This is a genomic window from Ruegeria sp. O11, assembly GCF_056535285.1.
Window position 1 is genome coordinate 840,632 of the sequence record NZ_JBQERS010000001.1, and the last position, 24,411, is coordinate 865,042.

The 24,411-nt window shown below is 57.0% G+C and carries 23 protein-coding genes; 13 read left to right on the forward strand and 10 right to left on the reverse strand.

Annotated elements, in window-relative coordinates; all coding sequences use genetic code 11:
* Positions 1-37: 37 nt before the first annotated feature.
* Both ACRZ91_RS04170 and trkA read right to left on the reverse strand, forming a co-directional pair.
* On the reverse strand, positions 38-1,579 hold the full coding sequence (locus ACRZ91_RS04170; RefSeq protein ID WP_010440341.1) for a TrkH family potassium uptake protein: 1,542 nt from the start codon (positions 1,577-1,579) through the stop codon (positions 38-40).
* A complete protein-coding gene (gene trkA / locus ACRZ91_RS04175; RefSeq protein ID WP_010440342.1) occupies positions 1,579-2,955 on the reverse strand; it encodes a Trk system potassium transporter TrkA in 1,377 nt (458 codons plus the stop codon). Before trkA ends, ACRZ91_RS04170 begins: the two co-directional genes overlap by 1 nt.
* Positions 2,956-3,021: 66 nt before the next feature.
* On the opposite strand from trkA, the gene ACRZ91_RS04180 reads away from it, so the two are divergent.
* Entirely contained in the window at positions 3,022-3,531 is a 510-nt protein-coding gene (locus ACRZ91_RS04180; protein WP_480902832.1) for a hypothetical protein, read from the forward strand.
* Here the strand turns inward: ACRZ91_RS04180 and ACRZ91_RS04185 are convergent.
* The 7 genes from ACRZ91_RS04185 to dusB all read right to left on the reverse strand — a co-directional run bounded on the left by ACRZ91_RS04185 (position 3,496) and on the right by dusB (position 12,550).
* Positions 3,496-4,689, reverse strand: a complete 1,194-nt coding sequence (locus ACRZ91_RS04185) for an MFS transporter (RefSeq protein ID WP_480902834.1) — start codon at positions 4,687-4,689, stop codon at positions 3,496-3,498. The genes ACRZ91_RS04180 and ACRZ91_RS04185 overlap by 36 nt on opposite strands.
* A 43-nt stretch (positions 4,690-4,732) precedes the next feature.
* On the reverse strand, positions 4,733-5,320 hold the full coding sequence (locus tag ACRZ91_RS04190) for a helix-turn-helix domain-containing protein (RefSeq protein ID WP_170540060.1): 588 nt from the start codon (positions 5,318-5,320) through the stop codon (positions 4,733-4,735).
* A gap of 9 nt (positions 5,321-5,329) precedes the next feature.
* Complete coding sequence (ntrX, locus tag ACRZ91_RS04195) at positions 5,330-6,739, reverse strand: nitrogen assimilation response regulator NtrX (RefSeq protein ID WP_170540063.1); 1,410 nt, start codon at positions 6,737-6,739, stop codon at positions 5,330-5,332.
* On the reverse strand, positions 6,736-8,961 hold the full coding sequence (locus ACRZ91_RS04200) for a sensor histidine kinase NtrY-like (RefSeq protein ID WP_480903382.1): 2,226 nt from the start codon (positions 8,959-8,961) through the stop codon (positions 6,736-6,738). Before ACRZ91_RS04200 ends, ntrX begins: the two co-directional genes overlap by 4 nt.
* Positions 8,962-9,123: 162 nt before the next feature.
* A complete protein-coding gene (locus tag ACRZ91_RS04205; RefSeq protein WP_170470678.1) occupies positions 9,124-10,491 on the reverse strand; it encodes a response regulator in 1,368 nt (455 codons plus the stop codon).
* A complete protein-coding gene (locus ACRZ91_RS04210) occupies positions 10,491-11,570 on the reverse strand; it encodes an ATP-binding protein (protein ID WP_170470680.1) in 1,080 nt (359 codons plus the stop codon). Before ACRZ91_RS04210 ends, ACRZ91_RS04205 begins: the two co-directional genes overlap by 1 nt.
* Positions 11,567-12,550, reverse strand: a complete 984-nt coding sequence (gene dusB / locus ACRZ91_RS04215; protein ID WP_480902837.1) for a tRNA dihydrouridine synthase DusB — start codon at positions 12,548-12,550, stop codon at positions 11,567-11,569. Before dusB ends, ACRZ91_RS04210 begins: the two co-directional genes overlap by 4 nt.
* Before the next feature lie 178 nt (positions 12,551-12,728).
* Between dusB and ACRZ91_RS04220 the strand changes: the two genes are divergently transcribed.
* From ACRZ91_RS04220 to ACRZ91_RS04265, 10 genes are all read left to right on the forward strand, one after another.
* On the forward strand, positions 12,729-13,859 hold the full coding sequence (locus tag ACRZ91_RS04220) for a bifunctional 2-C-methyl-D-erythritol 4-phosphate cytidylyltransferase/2-C-methyl-D-erythritol 2,4-cyclodiphosphate synthase (RefSeq protein ID WP_480902839.1): 1,131 nt from the start codon (positions 12,729-12,731) through the stop codon (positions 13,857-13,859).
* Positions 13,856-14,353 (forward strand): phosphatidylglycerophosphatase A family protein, encoded by a 498-nt coding sequence (locus ACRZ91_RS04225; protein ID WP_480902843.1) that lies wholly within the window; start codon positions 13,856-13,858, stop codon positions 14,351-14,353. Before ACRZ91_RS04220 ends, ACRZ91_RS04225 begins: the two co-directional genes overlap by 4 nt.
* Positions 14,350-14,832 carry a CinA family protein gene (locus ACRZ91_RS04230; RefSeq protein WP_480902845.1) on the forward strand — a complete coding sequence of 161 codons (483 nt, stop codon included), beginning with the start codon at positions 14,350-14,352 and terminating at the stop codon, positions 14,830-14,832. The genes ACRZ91_RS04225 and ACRZ91_RS04230 overlap by 4 nt, the downstream gene beginning before the upstream one ends.
* Positions 14,833-15,025: 193 nt before the next feature.
* Complete coding sequence (locus ACRZ91_RS04235) at positions 15,026-16,207, forward strand: ammonium transporter (protein WP_170540088.1); 1,182 nt, start codon at positions 15,026-15,028, stop codon at positions 16,205-16,207.
* A gap of 140 nt (positions 16,208-16,347) precedes the next feature.
* Positions 16,348-17,025, forward strand: a complete 678-nt coding sequence (locus tag ACRZ91_RS04240; protein ID WP_170540091.1) for an orotate phosphoribosyltransferase — start codon at positions 16,348-16,350, stop codon at positions 17,023-17,025.
* A 199-nt stretch (positions 17,026-17,224) separates the two neighbouring features.
* On the forward strand, positions 17,225-18,715 hold the full coding sequence (locus ACRZ91_RS04245; protein ID WP_170470688.1) for a replicative DNA helicase: 1,491 nt from the start codon (positions 17,225-17,227) through the stop codon (positions 18,713-18,715).
* A 166-nt stretch (positions 18,716-18,881) separates the two neighbouring features.
* Positions 18,882-19,820, forward strand: coding sequence for an isopenicillin N synthase family dioxygenase (locus tag ACRZ91_RS04250; RefSeq protein WP_480902848.1), 939 nt, complete (start codon positions 18,882-18,884; stop codon positions 19,818-19,820).
* Between the two features lie 48 nt (positions 19,821-19,868).
* Positions 19,869-20,903 carry an alanine racemase gene (gene alr / locus ACRZ91_RS04255; RefSeq protein WP_480902849.1) on the forward strand — a complete coding sequence of 345 codons (1,035 nt, stop codon included), beginning with the start codon at positions 19,869-19,871 and terminating at the stop codon, positions 20,901-20,903.
* Positions 20,900-21,682, forward strand: coding sequence for an MlaE family ABC transporter permease (locus tag ACRZ91_RS04260; RefSeq protein ID WP_480902852.1), 783 nt, complete (start codon positions 20,900-20,902; stop codon positions 21,680-21,682). The genes alr and ACRZ91_RS04260 overlap by 4 nt, the downstream gene beginning before the upstream one ends.
* On the forward strand, positions 21,679-22,425 hold the full coding sequence (locus ACRZ91_RS04265) for an ABC transporter ATP-binding protein (protein WP_480902854.1): 747 nt from the start codon (positions 21,679-21,681) through the stop codon (positions 22,423-22,425). Before ACRZ91_RS04260 ends, ACRZ91_RS04265 begins: the two co-directional genes overlap by 4 nt.
* Here the strand turns inward: ACRZ91_RS04265 and ACRZ91_RS04270 are convergent.
* Positions 22,422-22,850 (reverse strand): acyl-CoA thioesterase, encoded by a 429-nt coding sequence (locus ACRZ91_RS04270; RefSeq protein WP_480902857.1) that lies wholly within the window; start codon positions 22,848-22,850, stop codon positions 22,422-22,424. The genes ACRZ91_RS04265 and ACRZ91_RS04270 overlap by 4 nt on opposite strands.
* Before the next feature lie 104 nt (positions 22,851-22,954).
* Between ACRZ91_RS04270 and ACRZ91_RS04275 the strand changes: the two genes are divergently transcribed.
* Positions 22,955-23,407, forward strand: a complete 453-nt coding sequence (locus ACRZ91_RS04275; RefSeq protein ID WP_480902859.1) for a paraquat-inducible protein A — start codon at positions 22,955-22,957, stop codon at positions 23,405-23,407.
* Positions 23,408-23,555: 148 nt separating this feature from the next.
* Positions 23,556-24,332 (forward strand): DNA repair protein, encoded by a 777-nt coding sequence (locus ACRZ91_RS04280; RefSeq protein WP_480902862.1) that lies wholly within the window; start codon positions 23,556-23,558, stop codon positions 24,330-24,332.
* The last annotated feature ends 79 nt before the right edge of the window (positions 24,333-24,411 follow it).

Sequence of the window (24,411 nt, forward strand, 5' to 3'; positions counted from 1 at the left end):
AAAAATCATGCAGTAACAGCAGACGCCTGCCGCAGGGTCAATCGCGCCACAGGGTTGGTGTAATCAGTGCGACGATCGCCAGGGTTTCCAAACGGCCAATAACCATCGCAGCGCAAACTGTCAGTTTGGCTGCACCTGACAGATCAATAAGTCGAATGGGGACATCAGTTGCCAATTCAATCAGCGGCCCCGTTGTGCTCAGCGCCGCAACGCTCAACACCATCGCCTGCTCGAACCCGACACCCATGGCGGCCAGCAGCAAATCGAACAGAGCCAACGTCAAAGCAAACATCATCAGGAAGATCCAGGCGATGAAGGCCCCGTCGCTTTGGATACGTCGGTTGCCTCCGCCTTCGCCGCTGACAGAAGACGGATAGATCAGTCGGTCAATTTCGCGCTTACCATTCAGATAAAGTGCAAAAACGCGCAGCAGTTTGACCCCTCCTGCGGTTGTTGCAACACCGCCGCCAATCAACGCCAAACCCATCAGGATCAAACCAGGTGTCCCGAGGCCTGATAGTTGCTGCGCATCGTTCCAATTCGCGCTTTCAAATCCGGCTGTTGTCAGGAAAGACATTCCAGTGAACACCATACCCCAAGCCACGTGCAACGCCTGCACAATCTCGATCTGAATACCAAGCTCGGCCGTTCCCGCCAGAACTCGGATAAACAACAATACCGCAACCGCCAGCACGATAAAGATACCGATCCGAAACTCAGGGTCTTTGTCCAGCCGCGAATAGCCCGAGGTCGCTGTATCGGTCGAAAAGGTCAGCCGCGACAACGCGAAGAAAAGGAACAGGAACATGATAGCTTCGCCGGTTATACCTGCTGTTGATCCTTCCAGCCCGCCCACAGGCGAAATACCCGAGGTCGCCATCACCGACATCGCGTGGCACACTGCGGTTAATCCTTGTTCGCCTGCGATCAACAAAAGAACCCAGATCACCGCTGTCAATCCGGCATAAATCGGAGCCAAAGCGCGCGACACGCGGATCAGATGGCCCCTTGGATCGGTCTTTTCGCTTTGGGCAACACCCGAGACCGGTCGACCAGGTTGCCCTTTTGCGGTTACCTCGAATCCACCCAACGACAAAGGCGCGAGGATCGCCGCTGCAGAAATCCACATCAACAGCCCCCCCATCCATCCAACCAAAGCGCGCCACAAATGCAGCGGTGCAGACAGACGCTGGGGATCCGGGAACAGGTCAGCGCCGGTTGTTGTCAGCGCACTGACCATATCAAAATAAGCATTTAGAAAACTGGTTGTTCCCAGCGCATCATGAAACGGTATGGCCAGAAAGATCGGCAACAAGGTGAACGCGGCAAGTAAAACCGCCAATTGGCCAAGCGTCCCGCGCCGGGGTTTTCGGTTCGACATCGCAAGCGCAATGATCAAGACAGCGAACACACCTAACAGACCGGAATAAAAGAAAGATCGTGAGGTATCGTGATCATCCAGTGCCAGCGCGTAGGCAGCGGGAATCCACATCGACAGCGCGACAATTCCCCAGATCATCAGCAACAGCGGTAGTCGCCGCAATACTCCGATCCGTTGCTGTCCACGTGCCTGCAACATCAGAAGAAATCGATCGAGACCTGCATCAGACGTTCAACCTCGGGCACGTCTTTAGCCATAGCAAAGATTGCAACGACATCCTTCTCGTCAATGCGGAGGCTTCCAGTTGGGCGCAGCACCTCGTCTCCTTTGCGGACGGCACCGACCAATACGCCCTCGGGGAAATCAATATCACGCAGCTTTTGCCCCGCCATCGGAGAAGTCGACAGGACTTCGGCCTCAATAACTTCGGCTTCGGCGTCGCCAATAGAATAAACCTGACGCACCCGACCGTGACGGATGTGGCGCAGGATCGAACTTACTGTTGTCGCACGCGGATTGATATAAGCGTCGATTCCCAGCGGCCCCATCAGGGCGACCATACTGGGGTCATTGATCAAAGCGATGGCCAGCGGGCAGCCCTCGCCCTTGGCACGCACCGCAGCCAACATGTTGGTGCGATCGTCGTCTGTGACTGCCAGCATCGCATCGGCGCGTTCAATACCTGCCTCGCTCAGCAAAGACGAATCCAAACCGTCGCCATTCAATACGATGGTGCGCTCCAGCCCCTCGGCAGCGATTTCCGCGCATCGACGGTCGCGCTCGATGATCTTGGCGCGGACGCGGCTTTCACGTTCTTCCAGCGTGCGCGCAACTTCCAACCCGACATTTCCGCCACCCACGATGACGACTCGATCTTGCTGACGTTGGGCTTTGCCGAACACCTCCATCGTGCGGTCCACATCCTTGACGCTGGTAAAGACATAGCATTCGTCGCCAACAAACAGCTGATCCTCGGATTCAGGCGCGAACAACGTCCCTTCACGACGAACACCAACAACGATTGAACTGAGCGTCGAGAACAAATCAGTCAGCTGGCGAAGCGGAGTGTTGACGATTGGACAGTCTTCTTCAACCCGAATACCCAGCAGTTGCGCCTTACCGTCCATGAAAATCTCGGTATCGAAAGCCGACGGAGCCGACAGACGGCGCATTGCAGCGGCAGCGACCTCGCGTTCAGGGCTGATTACCACGTCGATGGGCAGATGATCGCGGCGATAAAGATCGGAGTGAATCGCTTCGAGATAGGATTTAGACCTCAGACGCGCGATCTTGCGCTGGATCGAAAAAACCGAGTGCGCCATCTGGCAGGTGACCATGTTCACCTCGTCCGAATGGGTCGCAGCAATGATCATATCAGCGTCGCGGGCCCCTGCCCGATCAAGTACATCCGGATAACTGGCGAATCCGGCGATCCCCTGCACGTCCAGCGTCTCAGTCGCGCGACGCACCAGATCAGGGTTGTTGTCGACCACCGTTACATCGTTCAGTTCGCCCGAAAGGTGACGCGCAATCTGCCAGCCCACTTGGCCGGCACCGCATATGATGACCTTCATACTCTTGGCCTTTCTGCCTGAAATCTTTGAATGACAGATGCCCCCAAAGCGGTCAATTGAATTGTCATGGATGACAAGCTGAGCCAAAGTAACTGCATGAAACCAATTCTGCCCACTCTGATTTGCTTGCTGACACTATCTGCCTGTGGTCCGCTTTCGCTGTATTACCGCGAGGGCGAAAGCGTTGCGCGCATGCAGACCGAAACCACGAACTGTCAGGTGAAAGCTCTTAAAGACGCCCCTGTCGCCAATCAGGTCCGTCAGAGCCCACCGGTATACTGGCCCGGGCGCACCTATTGTGATGGCCGTGGGCGTTGCTATCGCAACCCTGGATGGTGGGAACCCGGACGGATCTATACCGTTGACGTGAATCAGGGGCTAAGAAACAAGGTCGAGGCACAGTGTATGGCACAGAAAGGGTACCGCCCGGTCAGCCTGCCGCCTTGCAAACAAGGTGTCAAATCGCGGGTTGCACCCGCACGTACCACAACTCTTCCACCGCTGAGCACTGAGTCGTGTTTCGTGAAGTTTGAAGACGGGTCATTTCAAATCATCACCCCAGGACAGGCCGGCTGATTTGCGACGCTTGGCCAGTGCGAGATGAGCAAATATGGCGATGCCATAGAATGCAGCCACGGCCAAAAACATACCGACCTCTTTTGCGCCCAAAAGAACTGCCAGTAAAACTGGCGTCCCTAGCAGATTTCCAGCATTCCCCATCTGCGCCATTGCGCCGTAGCTTAACGCCTGGGTCTCGGCTGTGTCGTTCAACTCGGGCACAGCAGCGAAACTACCGCCCTGAACAAGCCCAAGAACCGCAAACAATGCGATGCATCCGAAGGCAAGCGGAGCCCCCAGAAACAGCGAAATGATCGTCAGAATCCCCATGGCGAATCCCAGATTCACGACACTGACGCAGGACAGTACGGTCAAAAGCAGCGGTACCAGCAACCATGACAACACGATCCCGGCCAACGGCATCAATGCTGCGATCGATGCACCCTGCCCTTCGGGTAAGCGCCCCGGCAGAATTGCCAGAAGTGAGACGAAAGTGAGCGTGTAGAAGAACCATCCGATCGCCGGAGCCGAGATGAATGGCGAGCGATAGGTCCTTAGGTGCACACCAAGCAAAGAAGATAAACTCCACCTCGTGCCGGCTGGCTGATCTATGTCGATCTTCAATTTGCTGAACGCTATCAGCGCGGCAATCACCAACATCAATCCGCCATGCAGGGCAAAATACACCGGCAATCCATAGCGGTCGACAATTGGCAACCCGAACCAGGCATTCAACGCAAAGGCTACGCCAAAAAACGTACTCCATAGCACCATAGAGTTGTACCTAGCGCGACCGGTTGTGATCTGTGCAATCAAGGTCGGTGCCGCGACAACAATCGCAAGATGGGATAGCCCTTCGACCACCCGGCTGAGCAACATCAATTGGAATCCCGGCAGACTTGCTTGCAATATTGACAATGCACCCCCAAGAACCAAACCCGACAAAAGCAGACGGTTTGGCCCGATCCGCGCCGCAATCGCACCCGACATCGCACCCAGCGCTGCTCCCATCAGGCTGATAATCGATAGCAGCCAGCCGATCACCGCCGCATGATCGGGATAAAGCAATCCAATGTCAGCAAACGGAACGGCGATCTTGGCAAACTGGGTCGCAGCCCCGAGGCCTGCGAACCAAATCAGCAAAACTTGCTGAAATGTTCGGAAAGAGTCGCTCATGAACTCGGTCTATCGCGACCTACACACCAGCGGAACGCATAAATTATGCGGCACCCTCTCGCCGACCGCTGACCAGACGAACCGGGGTGCCATCCGAAAGATACAATCGCTCCCAAACGATCCGTCCAGCGCTGATTCTGATTTGGTCATGCACGGCTTCCGAGGTCAAAAAGGCCTTGGGCGCAGGCGAGTGCAAATCCCACCAACCATCCAGTTGGAGTTCCGCCTCGGCCTGTCGGATCTCATCCGTCGCAAATTGCCAGAGTGATACACCCAGCAACGCGTGCTGAGAGGTTTTCCAATCTCGTGCACGACTGGCCGAATAGGCAAGGCAAGTGTGTGTGGCTTCTTCAACAAGGTGTAGGCACTCGGAGGAGTTTACCACCAGACGTTTAAGCGCGGAATCTTGTGCCTTTGCCGGACCAAGCGCCGCAAAAACAACCTGTTGAACATGGGCCGAAGGGGTTTGGCCACCATTTTCCCACCGAGAAATCGTGGCCTGATCAACCTCGATCAGATCGGCAAGGGCAGATTGCTTCAGGCCAACCACGCGGCGCAGTCGTTTCAGCCGCTTTCCAAAGGCTGGAAAACCAATGGAAACGGCTGTGGTCTTCGAGCAATCTGCGGTCATTGAAGCAAATCACTCTGCGGGTTCGGGCTCATCAATCTGCGCCACCCGCGCACCTGACTTGTTTGAGGTCACGACCCCCAAGGACTTGAGTTTGCGGTGCAAGGCGCTGCGCTCCATGCCGACGAAGCTGGCAGTGCGGCTGATGTTACCACCAAACCGATTGATCTGAGTCAGCAGATACTCACGCTCGAATGCTTCGCGGGCCTCGCGAAGCGGCAGCGTTGCCAGAGCACCGGACAGGACCACCCGTCCGGTTTCATCTGCCTTCTCTTCTTCATTGGGCAGTTCGCGTGCCTCAATCGGGCCGGTACTATCCCCAAGGATCAGTACCCGTTCGATCAGGTTCTTGAGCTGACGCACATTGCCTGGCCATGTCATCGTTTGAAGCAGCGCGACGGCCTCATCGGAAAGTTCACGCACTGGCAGGCCCTGCGTGTCGTTGCACATCTCGATAAAATGCTGCGCCAAAACCGGAATGTCTTCGCGGCGCTCTTCCAGAGATGGAACTGAGATCGGTACAACGTTCAGACGATGATACAGTTCTTCGCGGAACCGCTCTGCTGCAATTTCCTGTTCCAGATCGCGGTTGGTCGAAGAGATGACGCGCAGATCAACCCTCACTTTGTCTGACCCGCCGACGCGCTGGAACTGCTGATCGACCAGCACACGCAAGATTTTGGACTGCGTTCCCAGCGGCATATCAGCGACTTCGTCGAAATAGACGACCCCGCCATGGGCCTCTTCCAGCAGGCCTGACTCGACACCACGCTCCGAGGATTCACGGCCGAACAGAACCTCTTCGACCCTCTCAGGCTCGATCCCGGCGCAGTTTACCGTGACGAATGGTGCATTGGCGCGATTGGAATGGGCATGGATATAACGTGCTGCGATCTCTTTGCCCGAGCCCGCCGGACCGCTGAGCATGACCCGACCATTGGACTTGGTCACCTTATCCAACTGCCCCTGCATCGCCCGGAACGAAGCCGATTTGCCGATCATATCGGAACAGCTGACTTCCTGCCGTTTCAACGAAGCATTCTCGCGGCGCAGGCGCGAAGTTTCCATCGCTCGGCGTATAACCACCATCAACTGATCAATATTAAAAGGCTTTTCGATAAAATCGTATGCCCCCTGTTTGATCGCCGCGACCGCAATCTCGATATTGCCGTGCCCGGAAATGATCACCACCGGCACATCCGGGTTGTCGCGTTTCACCGCCTTCAGGATGTCAATCCCATCCATACGACTGTCTTTCAGCCAGATATCCAGGATCAACAGTCCGGGAGGTTCGGCATTGATCGACGACATGCACTCATCCGAGTTTGCCGCCAGCCGTGTGGAATAGCCTTCGTCCTCTAGAATATCGGACACCAATTCGCGAATATCGCGTTCGTCATCTACGATCAGAATGTCGCTCATCTTTGGCCTGCTTTCAGTTTGTTTGTTTTAATCGCCTGTTTTTCCGGCGCATCTGTCGGGCCGCCTGAGGCCCCGGGAAGACGAATGACAGCCATCGCGCCGTAATGGTCCTGTCCGTCAAATGTGGGCGCATCTTCTAATGTCAGCGCTCCGCCATGTTCTTCGATTATCTTTTTGACGATAGGCAGGCCCAAGCCCGTGCCTTCGTCACGCGTGGTTACATAAGGTTCAAACAGCCGCGCCCGATCTTCTGGCAGGCCGATGCCGTTATCGGCAATGGTGATCTGCGTTCCCGCATCGTCATTGCTGACCGCCACCTTAATCTGAGGTTCAAGATTGTCCGGGGCGCCTTTTTCTTTCAGCGTTTCAATAGCCTCGCCCGCGTTCTTGATCAGGTTCGTCAAGGCCTGGCTCAACATGGTCGAATCCACATCCGCCAGAATAGGCTGTTCGGGCAGATCCGCGTCGATCTGAACATCGGGTTGGCCCGCCTGCTGCAACAACACCGCCTCACGCACCAGCGTCACAATGTTTTCTTCGCGCCGCTCCGGCTCGGGCATCCGCGCGAATTTTGAGAACTCATCGACGATCCGTCGCAGGTCGTTGGTCTGACGCACGATCACATCTGTCATCGATTCAAGGCTACTGCAGTCTTCTTCATTCAGCTTGCGCGAAAACTTACGTTTGATCCGCTCGGCGCTCAGCTGGATCGGGGTCAGAGGATTCTTGATCTCATGCGCAATGCGACGGGCCACATCGCCCCAAGCCGCCATGCGCTGTGCACTGACCAAATCGGTCACATCGTCAAAGGCCACAACGTAGCCTTCCAAGCCGCCATCTTCACCTCGACGCGTCGCCATGCGTACCAGCAAGTTCTCTAATTGACCCTTTCGAGTCACTTTCACTTCGCCCTGAACAGCCTCCTGCCCGCTGTCCTTGAGCGTTTCGAACAATGGCAAGAATTCGGGCACGGCTATGCCTATCGCAAGATGATGCTCACCGCCCGACCAACCCAACAGGCGCTCTGCGGACCGGTTCACAAAAGTTACGCACCCTTCGGAATCAACGCCCACAACCCCCGACGTCACCGAACTGAGCACCGAGTCGAACAACCTTCGGCGGCGTTCGATCTGGCGCGTATTCTCCAGCAAGGTATCGCGCTGCCCCTTCAACTGGCGGGTCATCTGATTGAAGTATCGGCCCAGCATCGCGATTTCATCATCGCTGGCCTCTTCGATGACCTGAACGCTCAGATCACCTGCACCGACCCGTTGCGCAGCCGTTGTCAGCCGCCCTACGGGACGTGAAAGGCGCTCGGCAAACCACATGCCCAGCGACATAGCCGCCAATATCAGGATCACCGCGAAACCCAGATACAGAAGACCGAACTCGAACAGTACCCGACCACGCTCACTTTCGAGCTGACTGTAAAACTGCGCGGTTTCTTTGGTCTCATCCAGTAGGGTCAAAAGCTGTCCGTCAACCTCGCGGCTGACATATAGGTATCGGTCCAGATAGGCCTGCAATGGTACAAGAGCGCGGAACTCGCTGTTCTCCCAATCTGCGATAATCGCCACACCCTGATCATTGGCCTCAATCATCTCTTCGGGCGTCGGTGCCTCGTAGTCGAACAGGTAGGACCGATCACCACGCGACCGAATTTCAGCACTGCCATCAATTACATAGGCCTCACGCAAACCGCGTTGAATCTGGGACTGCCCCTGCGCCAGAACCTCACGCAATTCGGCATCTGAGATGTAGTAATCTAATGATCGAGCGTTATCGAGAAATCGCGCCAGAACGATCGCGTCCTGCGTCAGCCCTTCGCGGTGCTCTTGTTCGTAGGCTTCGGCGGCCGTAAGAGATGACCCAACAACCTGCCTAACCCGATCCGAGAACCAGCCTTCAAGGCCGATATTCACCGTAAGCCCTGCAAAAATAGCAACCGTAACGGTAGGAACCAGAGCCAGCAGCGTAAACGCGCCAATCAGGCGCAGGTGAAGCCGTGACCCTGCTGATTTCGCGCGTCGGGCGGCGATCAGACTGAATAACTGCCCCAACACCAACGCTGCGACGACCAGCACATAAACCAGATCGGCCAGCAGAATCAGCCTCAGCGTCGGCGCCGCCGCGCCTAAATCAAAGGGACCAATGACCAGATAAGTTGCCAGCGCCAGAATGGGGCCCAACACGACCAGACCCAAGGTACTGAAATTGCGCATCCTCCGGGACTTGCGCCACCGGTTAATCGATAGGATCGGCCCGTTCTGTGCCCGGGTTGCCACCGTCTGCCCTCATTCTGAAGTGCCGCTTGCGCGGCTTACCGCCATATGTCGTGGTCGTTCCCGGGGTCGAACCCGAATGCCACGGTTTGTGTGGCGATATTACATCAGTTTGCGGCGGCGTGTCACCTGAATATCGAGGTCGGTAATCTTTTTCCGCAACGTATTTCGGTTAATCCCCAGAAGATCAGCACATTTTGCTTGATTTCCACCGGTCGCATCCAGCGCAATTTCGATCAAAGGCGCTTCGACTTCACGTAAAATACGCTGATAGAGCCCGGGCGGTGGTAGGATATTCCCGTGCAAATCGAAGTATCGCCGCAGGTGACGCCCCACCGAAGCTGACAGTTTTTCACGCTCGCCATCCCCCAGAACTGGTTCAGCCTCAGGCTGACTGCCCAAAACCATCTCAACTTCGGTGCGCGAGATTTCTTCTGCACGGCTTGTCAGGCTGAGACGACGGATGGCATTTTCCAGCTGCCGGACATTCCCAGGCCAAGAATATCGGCGCACAAGCTCCACAGCTTCGGAGCTGAGGCGGCGTTTCGTTCCGCTTTCGCGCTCTTCCCTCGCAAGAAAATGGTCGGTGAGCAACGTGATATCATCAACGCGTTCTCGAAGAGCAGGAACATGTACTGTCGCACCGCAGAGACGATAATAAAGGTCCTGCCGCACGCGACCGCTTTCCATTGCGTCAGTAAGGTCAGATTGGCTGGTGGCCATGAAACGCGGCACATGATCGCCCGGAGTGTCCATCATGCGCACGATACGGGCCTGAATCTCGTCATCGATATCGGCGATCTCATCGATCAACAGCGTGCCGCCCCGCACGCGCGCCATAACTCGCGCCGGGCCTTCCAGATCACTTAGATCAGCGGCAGTCGCGGTGACAAAAGGCAGAGTTCGACGGTCTGAAAAATCGTGAATAGCGCGCGCAATCAAAGATTTACCTGTACCACTTTCACCCGATATCATCACTGACAGATCGGTGTTCATCACCCGCGCCACGAGACGATAGAGCGCTTGCATAACTGGGGTGCGCCCAACAAGCGGCAACTCGTCTGGACGATCTTCGCTGGCTTCGACAGGCTCAGCCTGAGCATGCTGTTTCTGATCAAGCGCCCGTGCGGTCCGCTTCATCAGATCAGGCAAATCGAAGGGCTTGGGCAGATAGTCATAGGCATCCGCCTCGGCAGCCTGAATGGCCGTCATGATGGTGTTCTGGGCCGAGATCACGATGACCGGCAATCCAGGTCGATCCTGTGCGATCTTTGGCAACATCTCGAGCCCGTTTCCATCCGGCATCACTACATCCGAGATCACCACGTCGCCCTTGCCTTCGGCCACCCAGCGCATGAGCGTGGTCAGCGAAGATGTGGCATGCACCTTGCACCCCGCCCGCGTGAGGGCCTGTGTCAGAACCGTGCGGATCGTGCGGTCGTCATCGGCAACCAGAACTGTGCCATCCATCAGATGCTCTCCTTGTCATATGTGCCCTGCGGCGCGCGCCGCAGGGACAAACGGAATACAGTGCGCCCAGGCACCGATTCCGCTGATATCCATCCGTCGTGGTCGGATATGATCTTGCTGACCAGCGCCAGCCCCAGGCCGGTTCCGTTTTCTTTACCGGAAACAAATGGATCGAAAATCTCGCCCTGAATTTTCTCCGGCAGTCCGGGACCATCATCGATGATCTCGATTTGCAAAGGCAGCGAGTGACCGGAACCATCACTGCGACGCAGCCGGAATGAATGTTCGAAATAGGTGCGAAGCCGGATTATGCCGCTGCCATCAGCAGCCTCAGAGGCGTTCTTGAGCAGATTCAAAATCACCTGCAAAAACTGGTCCGGATCTCCGTATGCCAGTGGCAAAGATGGATCGTAGTCCTCAACAATGGTCATATGAGCGCCAAACCCCAGCAGCGCCGATCTGCGCGCGCGGTCCAAAACATCGTGTATATTGACTGGCTTGAAATCAGGCTGAGACAGGTTTCCGAACTGTTCCACCTGTTCCAGTAGCTTCACAATACGACGGCTTTCCTCGACAATAAGATCTGTTAATTCAAGATCTTGCTGTGAGATATTCATGCTGAGCAACTGTGCCGCACCGGTGATCCCGGCCAGAGGGTTTTTGATTTCATGCGCCAGCATCTCGGCCATGCCAATGGCCGATTGCGCCGCCGATTTCACGGTATTGCCTCGGGTCATCCGCCCAGACAATTCACGTGGTGAGATGATCATAATCATGGATCCGGGATGCCCCATTAATGGCGCGATCTGCAGGGCACATTGCAGCGGCGCGCGATTACCCGAGCCCACATCCACATCATTCACAAACAGGGGCGTGCTCTGCTGACGGGCGCGTATGAAAGCCTCTTCCAAGGGCGCATCGACTGCGATCTGATCCCAGACTGGATGCCCGATTACAGCTTTGCGCGAAGCGTTCAGGAACCCCTCACCCGAAGAATTGACATCCGATATGCGGTCGTCAGGATCGATGATAAAGGCCGGAACCGGCAGCGAGGTCCAGATGCTCTGATCCGAGGTCATGCCGCCACCTCTGCCGAGCTGTTCAAAGCATCGCCCAGTAGCTGCAGAACTTCATCCGTATCGCGTGATGTCAGTACTGCGCGTCGTAAGGTGGCAGACGTCCCGGCCTCATCCATGTACCATCCCAAATGCTTACGTGCGACGCGCAAGCCCAGCTCAGTACCGTAGAATGAGAGCATCGCCTGATAGTGGGCGCGCACCGTCTCGATCAGGTCGGCTCCCACCGGAATGTCCGGAGCTGCAGCTCCATATAGATCGTGACAGATCTGCGCCAGCAGCCATGGCTTACCCTGCGCGCCCCGGCCCACCATCACGCCATCCGCACCAGACTGCACCAGCGCGGTTTGCGCGGCCACCGTATCAATAATATCCCCATTTGCGATGACCGGGATCGAGACCGCCTCTTTCACCGCCCGGATCGCCTGCCAATCTGCCCGACCTTTGTAGAACTGACAGCGCGTACGCCCATGGATGGTGACCATCCGGATGCCAGCTTCCTGCGCCCGACGCGCCACATCCGGCGCGTTCAGCAATTTGTCATCCCACCCCAGGCGCGTCTTCAACGTGACGGGTACGCCCACAGCATCCACCACGGCCTCTATTAGCGTCAGCGCGTGATCCGGCGTCTTCAGCAGGGCCGAACCGGAATAGCCGTTGGTCACCTTCTTTGCTGGACATCCCATGTTGATGTCGATCACTCGGGCGCCCCGGTCGACGACCTGCCGGGCAGCCTCGGCCATCCAGTGCGCGTCGCGACCGGCCAATTGCACCGCCGTGTTCTCAACATCCGCCGACAGTTCTGCCCGTTCACGGACGCCTGGTTTGGCCTGCACCATCTCTTGGCTGGCAACCATTTCGCTGACCACCATGCCTGCACCGAAGCGCATCACAAGATCCCGAAAGGGCCGGTCGGTGATTCCGGCCATAGGTGCCAGCAGCACCGGCGGGGTCAGGTCCTTCTCAGCAAGACGCAGGGTCAATGTGCTTAATCCTTGAGCAGTTGCGCTTTTAATATCGAAATTGCAGCATATGAACAACAAATCGACGGCATTCAAGCCCGCTAAATCATCAGTTGCTTAATTTTTAGGCAGATTGACGTGGGTGATTGCCTCTGCATTCACCGCCCCCTAAACAATGCCCAATCAGGAGAACCCGCAGATGACCACAGCCGCCATCATCGTCGCCGCCGGGCGCGGCCAGCGCGCCGGAGGCGGAGTGCCTAAACAGTGGCGCGCTTTGGGTGGGCAGCGCGTGGCAGATTGGACCATTGATCGCTTCAAAGGGCTCGTCGATCATATCGTTCTTGTTCTGGCGGAAGACGATACATCTGCCTGGGAAGAATTCTCTGCAACAGACCTGATTCTTGCACCGGGTGGCAGCGACCGGGCCGGATCTGTGCATAGTGGCCTGCGGGCGTTGGAAGCACACAGCGTCGAAAAGGTCTTGATCCACGATGTCGCTCGTCCCTGTGTCAGCGCGAGGGTAATCCGGGATGTGCTGGCTGCGCTCGATGCACATTCTGCAGCGGCTCCGGGTTTGGCCGTCACTGACGCACTCTGGACCGGAGATGGATCGGTGGTGACAGGAACACAGGATCGGTCTGCTCTTTACGCCGCGCAGACGCCGCAGGGGTTTCACTATGGCGCGATCACGAACGCCCACGCCTCCCATCCCGGAGGCGCGGCAGATGACGTCGAAGTTGCACGTGCTGCCGGGATTGATGTGGCGATCGTTCCGGGCGATGCGGATAACCTAAAAATAACCCGGCCCGAGGATTTCGAGCGGGCGGAACGCATAATGGGTATGAACATGGATGTAAGGCTGGGCAACGGCTACGACGTGCACCGATTTGGGGACGGAGATCACGTGATCCTGTGCGGTGTGAAAGTACCGCACACACGCGGACTTCAAGGTCACTCGGACGCCGATGTGGGCATGCATGCGGTGACCGACGCGATCTTTGGTGCACTGGCGAAAGGCGATATCGGGCAACACTTCCCACCCTCCGACCCGCAGTGGAAAGGTGCGGCCAGTGAGATTTTCCTGCGCCACGCCGTCGAGCTTGCCGGGCAGATGGGTTATGCGATCTCGAATGTCGATTGCACGCTGGTCTGCGAATATCCCAAGATCGGCCCTCATGCTGACGCGATGCGTGCCGAAATGGCACAGATCATGGGCCTTCGCACCGATCAAGTTTCGGTCAAGGCCACCACGTCCGAGCGGCTGGGCTTTACCGGTCGCAGCGAGGGGATTGCGTCGCTTGCGACTGCCTGTCTGGTGAAGTCATGATCGCGGCGCGCTTGATCGGAACCGTCGGCGGCGTCGGCTATCTGCGCCCTGCCCCCGGAACCTGGGGATCACTGGCTGCATTGCCACTGGCATGGGTTCTGCACACACTGGGCGGCTTTCCGCTACTGGTCATCGGGACGTTGGCAGCATTCTTCGGCGGCCTTTGGGCCACGCGTGTGATGACGGCAGGACAGGATGATCACGACCCGTCCGAGATCGTCATCGATGAAGTCGCAGGTCAGTTCATCGCGATCTGGGCGATCTCCTACCCGTCATGGGCCCATGGAATCGATATCACGGCGCTCTGGCCTGGCTGGGTCGCAAGCTTCCTGCTGTTCCGGATGTTCGACATCACCAAACCCGGCCCCATCGGTTGGGCCGACCGGCGCGGTGATCCATTGGGTGTCATGCTGGATGACGTGATCGCGGGCATTTTTGCAGCCGTCGGCGTCGTGATCCTTGCTGGCATCGCGCATGGGGTGATGGGCCTATGACCGTGATCGACCTGTTGAACCGCGCCAAGTCGCAGGGTGTGATGATCGCAACGGCCGAAAGCTGCACCGGCGGCATGGTCGCCGCCGCACTGACTGATATCCCAGGCAGCTCGGCCGTGGTCGAGCGCGGCTTTGTCACCTACACCAACACCGCCAAGCAAGAAATGCTTGGCGTACGCATCGACACGCTTGAGGCCCATGGTGCAGTCTCGGAAGAGGTTGCACAGGAGATGGCCGAGGGTGCGCTGCACCACTCACAGGCGCAACTGGCAGTCTCGATAACCGGTATTGCAGGCCCCGGCGGGTCCGAGCACAAACCCGAAGGCCGTGTTTGCTTTGGTTTGGCAGCAGTGGGCCAACCAACACGCACCGAGACTGTCGAATTCGGCGCTCTGGGGCGTGAAAACGTGCGCAAAGCCGCTCGCGATCATGCACTACTTATGCTGCTGAGCGGCGTTTCGCAGTCCGCCCAAATTTAGGGCAAACACGCCCGATAGGCGCAAAATTGATCACCAGTTGAAAAAAAGCCGCCTAAACGGGCGGCTTTTTGTATAGCTGCCTCTTTTTTCCCCACCTCAGCTCGGCTTCAACCCGCTCCACACCACTCAAGCGGTGTCGGAGGTAGAATTGGATTGCTCATCCGACACCCCAATAGGGAAAGGAGAGCGGCCCATGAACGGAGCCGATACAGCGTGGATCATTGTGGCAACAGCACTGGTCCTGTTCATGACACTGCCGGGTCTTGCCCTGTTCTATGGTGGGCTTGTGCGTGCCCGAAATGTACTCAGCGTTTTCATGCACTGCTTCTCGATTGCCTGTTTGATGAGCATTCTGTGGCTGGTCGCAGGGTATTCGATCGCCTTCGGACCGGGTGAAAACGGCCTCTGGGGTGGTTTGGGCAAAGCGTTCCTGATCGGCGTTGACGCTGACAGCCTTGCGGGAACCTTACCCGAAGTGCTGTTCTTCGCTTTCCAGATGACCTTCGCCATCATCACCCCTGCCCTGATCATCGGCGCATATGTGGAGCGTGTTGGCTTTGGCTTTGTCCTCACCTTTTCGGCGCTTTGGATGCTGCTGTGCTATGCGCCCGTTGTCCATTGGATCTGGGGCGGCGGCATGCTGGCGGACGGAGGCATTCTTGGCGAAATCGGCGTGCGCGACTTTGCGGGTGGCATTGTCGTCCACGAAACCGCCGGCCTGGCCGCGCTGATCATCGCAGTTATCCTTGGACCGCGGCGCAATCGCACGACACCTCCACATAACCCCGGCTATGTAATGGTGGGCGCTGCAATGCTGTGGGTCGGTTGGTTCGGTTTCAATGGCGGTTCACAACTGGCTGCCGACGGCGGCGCAGCGATGGCCATGACTGTCACCCATCTGTCTGCCGCAACAGCGTCGCTGACATGGGCGTTATGGGAGCGCATCCGTTTTGGCAAAGCCTCGATGGTCGGCCTTGTTACTGGCACCATTGCTGGTCTGGCGTCGATCACCCCGGCCTCGGGCTTTGTGGGTCCGGTTCAGGCTCTGATCATCGGTGCGGTTGCCGGTATCCTGTGTCAGGAGGCCGTCAATGTGATCCGTAATAAGCTGAACATCGACGACACGCTGGACGTTTTCGCCGTTCACGGTGTCGGGGGTATCTTTGGTACTCTGATGATTGCACTTTTCGGTCTGGGAACTTGGACTGCGCAACTGGGCGGCTTGGTCATCGTGGGTGCCTTTACGGCAGTTGTCACGATTGTGTTGGTTAAGGTGGTTGCACTCATCACCCCGCTTCGCGTAGACGCCGAGACCGAAACAAACGGGCTCGACCTCTCAGTACATGGGGAACGCGCCTACGATATGAGCAGCTAAGCCCACCTTGGCGCTCTGCCGCCCGTAAGGGCAAAGCGGACCTCTTGGGGGTCCGCTTTTCTTTTGGTCAGCCCCCTCGACTCTGGGCCAGAGGACGGGCTATCAGCCTGCGACACCCTTCCAGACCAGAGGTTTGCGCCATGATCCCCAGTTCTTTCCCCGACAGCACCGAAATCGCCCGCCTGACTGCGCGGATGCTGCTGGAGATCAAGGCGGTTCATTTCAACTCGCGCGAGCCCTTTACACTGGCATCCGGCCTGCCCAGCCCGACCTATATCGACTGCCGCAAGCTAATCTCCTACCCGCGCATCCGCTCAACCCTGATGGACTTCCTGACTGTCACAGTGATGCGTGAGGCCGGTTTCGAGGCATTCGACAACATCGCTGGCGGCGAGACTGCAGGCATCCCGTTCGCGGCCATGGTTGCCGAGCGCATGGCCCTGCCAATGACCTATGTGCGTAAGAAACCCAAAGGCTATGGCCGCAATGCCCGTATCGAGGGCGCGATGACCGAGGGCGAACGTGTGCTGCTGGTTGAGGATCTGACCACCGATGGCGGCTCGAAACTGTCTTTTGTTGATGCGATCCGTGAGACGGGTGCGACCTGCGGCCATACCGCAGTAATCTTCTACTATGGCATTTTCCCCGAAACCGAGAAGACACTGGGCGATCATGGCGTAAAGCTGCACAGCCTTTGCACCTGGTGGGATGTGCTGGCAGAGGCTAAGGTGCAGAAAGCGTTCGACAATGAGACGCTGGACGGGGTCGAGGCCTTCCTCAACGACCCACGTGCATGGCAGGAAGCCCACAAAAGCTAGCGCAACGGCATCTGTGTGCGCCTTGGAAACAATTATCGCGCAATGCGATCCAATCGTACAATATGTTGACGAACAACCTCATCATCCTTCAATATGATGGGGTCTGGAGATATGCACAGCCTATCCCCAAAAACATACAATTTGCCCCGACTCACGGGGCTCGGCTATGGAACATGCCCAAGGGGCATAGAGAGCAGCAATGAACGAGATCAGCAGTATCGAGCAGGCAGCCGCACAGATTCAGAATCCGGAAACAATGCCGCACTCCATCGAGGCCGAGCAGCAGCTTCTGGGTGCGATTCTGACGAACAACGATCTGTATGATCGCGTCGCATCGATTATTGGGGCTGAGCATTTCTATGATCCGGTTCATGCGCGCATATACGAAGTCGCATCAACTCGTATCGCAAAAAATGCGCTGGCTTCACCCGTCACGCTAAAATCATTCATGGCTGAAGATGAGGGTCTGAAAGAACTGGGTGGTCCGGCCTATCTGGTAAAACTGGCGGGCGCTTCAATCAGTGCCTTTGCTGTGCATGACTACGCCCAGATGATCTATGACCTTGCCATCCGACGCGAATTAATCCGCCTGGGCCGGGACATTTCGGACAAGGCAGCGCGGGTCGATGTGGCCAGTGAACCCAAGGAACAAATCGTCGAGGCCGAACAACAGCTTTATCAGTTATCCGAGCAGGGCCAGACCGAACAAGGTTTTCAATCCTTCCTTAAGGCGGTCACAGAAGCCGTCAACGTCACCAACGAGGCGTACCAGCGCGGTGGCGGCATGGCGGGGATTTCCACCGGTCTGGCCGATCTCGACAAGCAATTAGGCGGGTTGCACCCGTCTGACCTGATCATTCTGGCCGGGCGTCCGTCGATGGGTAAAACCTCATTGGCGACCAACGTCGCGTTCAACGTGGCCAAGGCTTACAAGCGCGGGCAGAAACCCGATGGCAGCGAAGGCGCAGTTGACGGCGGTGTCGTCGGGTTCTTCTCGCTGGAGATGAGCGCCGAACAACTCGCGGGACGTGTACTGGCCGAAGCCTCGGAGATTTCTTCGCACAAGATCCGCCAAGGCGACATGACAGAATCCGAGTTCCGTCGCTTTGTGGATGCGGCCAAGGAATTAGAAGCCTGCCCGCTGTTCATTGACGACACCCCCGCCCTCCCGATCTCTCAGCTTGCAGCGCGTGCGCGGAGGTTGAAGCGTACGCATGGGTTGGATTTGCTGGTCATCGACTATCTGCAACTCTGCCGGGGCATGGCTGAGAACCGGGTCAACGAGATTGCCGAGATTTCGATGGGCATGAAGGCCATCGCCAAGGAACTGAACATCCCGGTCATTGCCCTGTCACAGCTCAGCCGTCAGGTGGAAAACCGCGACGACAAGCGCCCACAACTGTCAGACCTTCGGGAATCAGGATCGATCGAACAGGACGCTGACGTGGTCATGTTCGTATTCCGCGAGGAATACTACAAAGAACGCGAGAAACCCGGCGATCACGAGTTGGAAAAGATGGAAGAGTGGAAGCAAGCCATGGAGCGCCTGCATGGCAAAGCCGAAGTCATCGTCGGCAAGCAACGCCACGGCCCCATAGGCACAGTAGAGCTTTCGTTTGAAGCCCAGTTCACCCGCTTCGGAAATCTGGTCAAACCTTGGCAGCAGGAAGGTCAGATCGATGGATATTGACGTTTACCATATCTCAATGAACTAAACCTGCCATGCGTTATTCTCTTCAACCTTTGCCACCTCGCGTCATACTCGCACGCCACTACGGGCATCGCCGCAAACGCTTTGCGGGATAGATCGGGGGCACGCTTCGCCCCTGAAACCATCCCAACAAAGCGAGAGAGAAATGACAGAATTCACAGAAATCCCGGTCGTGCGACTGGGTGAACGATATGACGAGGAAATCGCCAACGATTTCCGCGCTGCCTACGGAACAACCGGCTTTGGATATATTGTTGATCACGGTATCGACCAAGCCCTGATTCAAGCTGTCTTCGAAGCCTCCAGGCAATTTCACGCATTGCCATTGTCCGAAAAACAAGCAATCGCGGTCGATACAACCCATCGCGGCTATATTGCCATCAATACGTCGACGGATGTGAACTCCTCCCTCGCTGATGTCACCAAACCCAATCAATCCGCCAGTTTCATGATGATGCGCGAGGACGCATCCGTTGATCCGAATATCTATCTCTCTGGCCCCAATCGCTGGCCAGAATTGCCGCAGTTCCGTGATACACTTGAGACCTATGTCGAGGTCATGTCCGGATTGGGCCGCCGACTGATGAGGATTGCACTTTTGGCGTGCGGGGCCACTGATTTCTCGATCCTATCGGCCTTTGACGAGCCTACTATCTGGTTGCGCCTTCTGCACTATCCACCGCAGCCCAAGGCCAGTCCGGACGACCTGTTCGGTTCTGCGCCGCATACGGATTTCGGATGCCTGACCTTGCTTGCCCAGGATCAGGTCGGCGGATTGCAGGTTCAGACAGCAGCGGGAAACTGGGTCGATGTTCCGACAAACCCGGATGCGTTTGTCGTGAATGTGGGCGACATGTTGCACCGCATGAGCAACGGTCAGCTCATGTCAACACCTCACCGCGTTATCAATCGCTCAGGGCGTGAACGATACAGCGTTCCCTTCTTCTTTGATCCGCATGTGAATACAATCGTTCAACCTCTACCTGGCACTGGTCATCCCAGGTACAACCCCCTGATATTCGGAAATTTCCTGCGTTCTGAGCTAGAAGCAGCTTATGAAGCGCACAAACCAGGCAAAAATTAGATCAATCCCCCCCTTGACGTCGGCCGCACAATGGCATGAACAGCTTTTATGAGTACCGCACATCTTACGATTAATCTGCACGCACTGACACATAACTGGCGTGCGCTCGACGCAAAAACCAACGTCGAAACCGGGGCTGTCGTAAAGGCCGACGCCTACGGATTGGGTGCCGAACCCGTCGCTTGGGCTTTGGCCGAAGAAGGGGTGCGCAAGTTTTTTGTCGCTGTCGCCGAAGAAGGTGCGGTCGTACGTGAGGCGGTTGGCCCCGGGCCACTTGTCGCGGTCTTTTCAGGCCATATGGAGGGCGACGCTGATCTGTTGCGCAATCATGCTCTGACACCTCTGCTCAACTCCCCCGAACAGTTCAAACGCCATCGAGAGGCATTGCCCGACCACCGCTTCGGCATTCAACTTGACAGTGGAATGAACCGTCTGGGGCTTGAGCCTGCTGATTGGGCAGAACTGCGCCATGAGGCCCTTGCGCTGAATCCGCTAGTGGTTATGTCTCATCTGGCTTGCGGGGATGAACCGGAACATCCGATGAATCAGCAGCAGTTGCGGACTTTCAAACAAATGACTGATGGGGTGGATGCACCGCGTTCGCTTGCAGCCACCGGAGGCACATTGATGGGACCCGAATTTCACTTTGAATTCTGTCGTCCGGGGATCGGCTTGTATGGCGGGCTGCCCTTTGCCGGGGCCAAACCGGTTGTGACCGTCGATCTGCCCATCATCCAGGTGCGCGATGTCTCCGTCGGCGAAACCGTAGGCTACGGAAACAGTTGGACCGCGCGCCGGCCGTCCAAGATCGCAACCGTGGCGGCAGGTTATGCCGATGGGCTGCATCGTGCCATTGGCGGCGGCATTGACGCATTCGCTGGTGATCAGCCCTGCCCGGTGGTAGGACGTATCTCGATGGACCTGATCACCGTGGATGTTACCGACTTGCCATACACTCCTGAACGCCTGCGTATCCTGAACGGGCACCAAACCGTCGATGATCTGGCCGAAGCCGCCGGAACCATCGGTTATGAGATACTGACTTCACTCGGCAGCCGCTATTCCCGAGGCTACGTGGAATGAGCCCCATCTCATTGCTGGGTGAGCTGGGACGCGCCATACTGAACATGCTGGCCGCGTTTGGCCGCGTCGCGCTGTTCGCGCTCGACGCGGTTTCGCATATTTTCCGACCGCCGTTTTATCCACGCGAGTTCGGCATCGCCTTGCTGAATATCGGCTGGCTGTCCCTGCCCGTGGTCGGTCTGACCGCCATCTTCACTGGCGGCGCACTCGCGCTGCAGATCTACGCCGGTGGCGCGCGTTTCAATGCCGAAGCTGTGGTGCCCCAGATCGTCGCCATTGGCATGGTGCGAGAGCTTGGACCGGTGCTGGTCGGCCTGATGATCGCCGCCCGCGTGACGTCTTCGATCGCCGCCGAGATTGCGACGATGAAAGTGACCGAGCAGATTGATGCTTTGGTCACGCTCTCCACCCACCCGATGAAATACCTCACCGCCCCGCGCGTGCTGGCGGCACTGATCACGGTACCCGCACTTGTCGCGGTCGGAGATATCATCGGCATTGCAGGCGGTTACACCGTCGCCACGAAAAATCTGGGCTTCAACCCGGCGGCCTATCTAAAAAACACCGTTGATTTCCTTGAGCTACGCGACATCGTCTCGTCGCTGGTCAAAGGCGCGGCCTTCGGCGTGATCGCCGCCATCATGGGCTGCTACTACGGCATGTCCTCGGGCCGCGGCGCGCAGGGCGTGGGCCGCGCCACCAAAGGCTCGGTCGAGGCCGCCGCCGTCCTTATCCTCGCCGCCAATTTTGTCCTCACAGGGGTGTTCTTCTCGCTATGATCCGGATGGAGAACGTACATAAAGCCTTTGACGACAACCACGTCTTACAAGGCATGAACCTTGAGATTCCCAAGGCTACCTCAATGGTTATCATCGGTGGTTCGGGCACCGGTAAATCCGTGGCGCTGAAATGCATCCTTGGCCTGATAAAGCCTGACAGCGGCATGATCTATGTCGACGGCAAAGACGCCACCAAAGGCGACCGCGACGCGTTTCTGGCCCGTTTCGGGATGCTGTTTCAGGGGGCCGCGTTGTTTGACTCGCTGCCCGTCTGGCAAAACGTCGCTTTCCGCCTGTTGCGGGGCTCGCTGAAGCGCCCGGTAGAGGAAGCCCGTGAAATCGCCATCGAGAAATTGCGTCGCGTGGGCCTGAAAGCCAACGTCGCCGACCGGTTCCCGGCAGAACTGTCGGGCGGAATGCAAAAACGCGTCGGCCTCGCCCGCGCCATCGCCGCCGAACCCGAGATCATCTTTTTCGACGAGCCCACCACAGGATTGGACCCGATCATGTCCGGCGTCATCAATGACCTGATCCGTGAAATCGTGACCGAGATGGGCGCCACCGCGATGACCATCACCCACGACATGAGCTCGGTCCGCGCGATTGCCGACAACGTCGCCATGCTGCACGGGGGCGTGATCCAGTGGACCGGGCCGGTCGGACAGATGGACGCCTCGGGTGATCCTTATGTGGAGCAGTTCATCAGCGGGAGTGCAGAGGGGCCGATTGAGGCAGTGCGTTAATCTTTCTCACTCTCTAGCCAGTTTTTCGCGCTTGCGACAACCTCATCTGGAAGCAATTCGGCTTTTCGAGATTCGAGATTTAACAAGACGCATTTGAACACTGTTGAGAATACAGTTTTTCTGTCGGCAGAGCGCAGCAATCTGTGTCGGAAGGTGACCGACTTCCCACCTATCTCTAGTACCTCACTCTCCATCTGAATAGCCTCCCCCGCTCGAAGTTCGGCGAGGAAACTACTCTCCGCATGTACCACCGCAAATGATAACTTCCGTCCCGAACGCATATCGTCTGCGTTCAATCCCATCTCCGATTGGATAGCAAACACCGAATCTGAGCAAGCCGCAAAGTACCGCGAGACATTCATATGCCCCAGAAAGTCGCAATCCGAAGGATCAACAATTGACTTGAAAGCCACAAAAGCTGGCATCTGAGGTCTCCCCACTGACAAAAACGAGTTTGAATTGTTTAATTAAGCTAACACATAACTGAAACGCGTCGCCCGATAGGCGGCGGAACACCCAATAAGTACATATGAATCTCCGCCTCGCCACCCTTTCACTCCTGATCCTCTACCCCATCGCGTGGTTCGCCCCGCTGATGCGGGCAGGGCTATTGCCGATCTTCGGTCTCAGCGAAATAAGCGTCATCACCGGGCTCCAGTCCTTGTGGAAATCCGACATCTTCCTCGCGCTGGTCGTCACCGTCTTCGCCCTCTTCGCGCCCTACATCAAAACCATCGGCACTGCGCTGGTCCAATGGGATATGTTGGACCCACGGGTCCAACCCGCGCTCAACATCCTGGGCAAATTGGCGATGGCCGATATCTTCCTCATCGCGCTTTACATCACACTGGCCAAGGGCATCTCCTACGCGACCATCGAAACCGCGTGGGGTCTCTACCTGTTCACCGGCTGCATTCTCGCTTCGCTTGCCTTGGGCCACATTACAGAGATGACATCCGGATCACGAAAACCTCAGACCTAATTGATTGAAAACAGATTTCTGAGTATCATCTTTATATTTCGAGCAGTAAATTTTGTAGTTTTCGGGTCCGTAGCGGATTACTTTACGTCTGTTTAACCTTCCGCTTCGGCCCGGTTTTTGTACCGGTTGAAGAAGGAGAACGACGATCATGGCCGCCCTCCACACAATAACATTACAATTTCAGAATGCATTATTAAGACTAACCTTTTTCCTGATCTGCGCCGCAGCATTGTTCGCGGTGACGACCACCGTTTTATCTGCATTTGGCATCCTGCCCTGGCTCTCGCTGCAGGCCGGTCTCAGCACCGGTGCAACGATTGACGCAGGTCTATATGTTCAGGCCGGATTGACCGCCCTGATCCTGATGCTGGTCTTCTACCTGCCATCAAACGCGCGCATGATGGCGCTTGAAAACACCCATCGGAAGTTCACAATGAACATGCAGGACGTGGCCGGGGCCTATCAGGTCGCCCATGCCGCCGACCGCAGCGGCGCCTTTGCACTGTCCTCTGAATTCGACGCTGTGAAAGAACGTATGGCCTTTCTGCGCGATCACCCCGATCTGCAATCGTTGGAACCGCAGGTACTGGAACTGGCCGCTCAGATGAGCCAGATCAGCCAGGAGCTTGCCGATACCTATTCCGAGGCGAAGGTTTCGCGCGCCCGAACCTTCCTGCAGCAAAGGCAGGAAGAGATCGAGCAGTTTCAGCATCGCATAGAAGAGGCCCAGATTATCCAACACGAACTGCGCCAATGGACCCGAGATATCGAGATCGAAGAATCCATCGCCAAATCCCAACTGGCGCGGCTAAGGGACGAGTTGTTCGACCTGCTGCCCGAACTCTCGGCACAACTGCAATCGCCTAACGACGATAAATCCCCCGCCAGCGTGGTTGCCATGACCCCGCCGCGGGCTGCGGAATAGGCGCGATCAGCGCCTGTCGCGAACGATGGTCCGCAGGGCCTGAGGACGCGGCACGTTATCGGCGGTGAGGAAAGCCTGC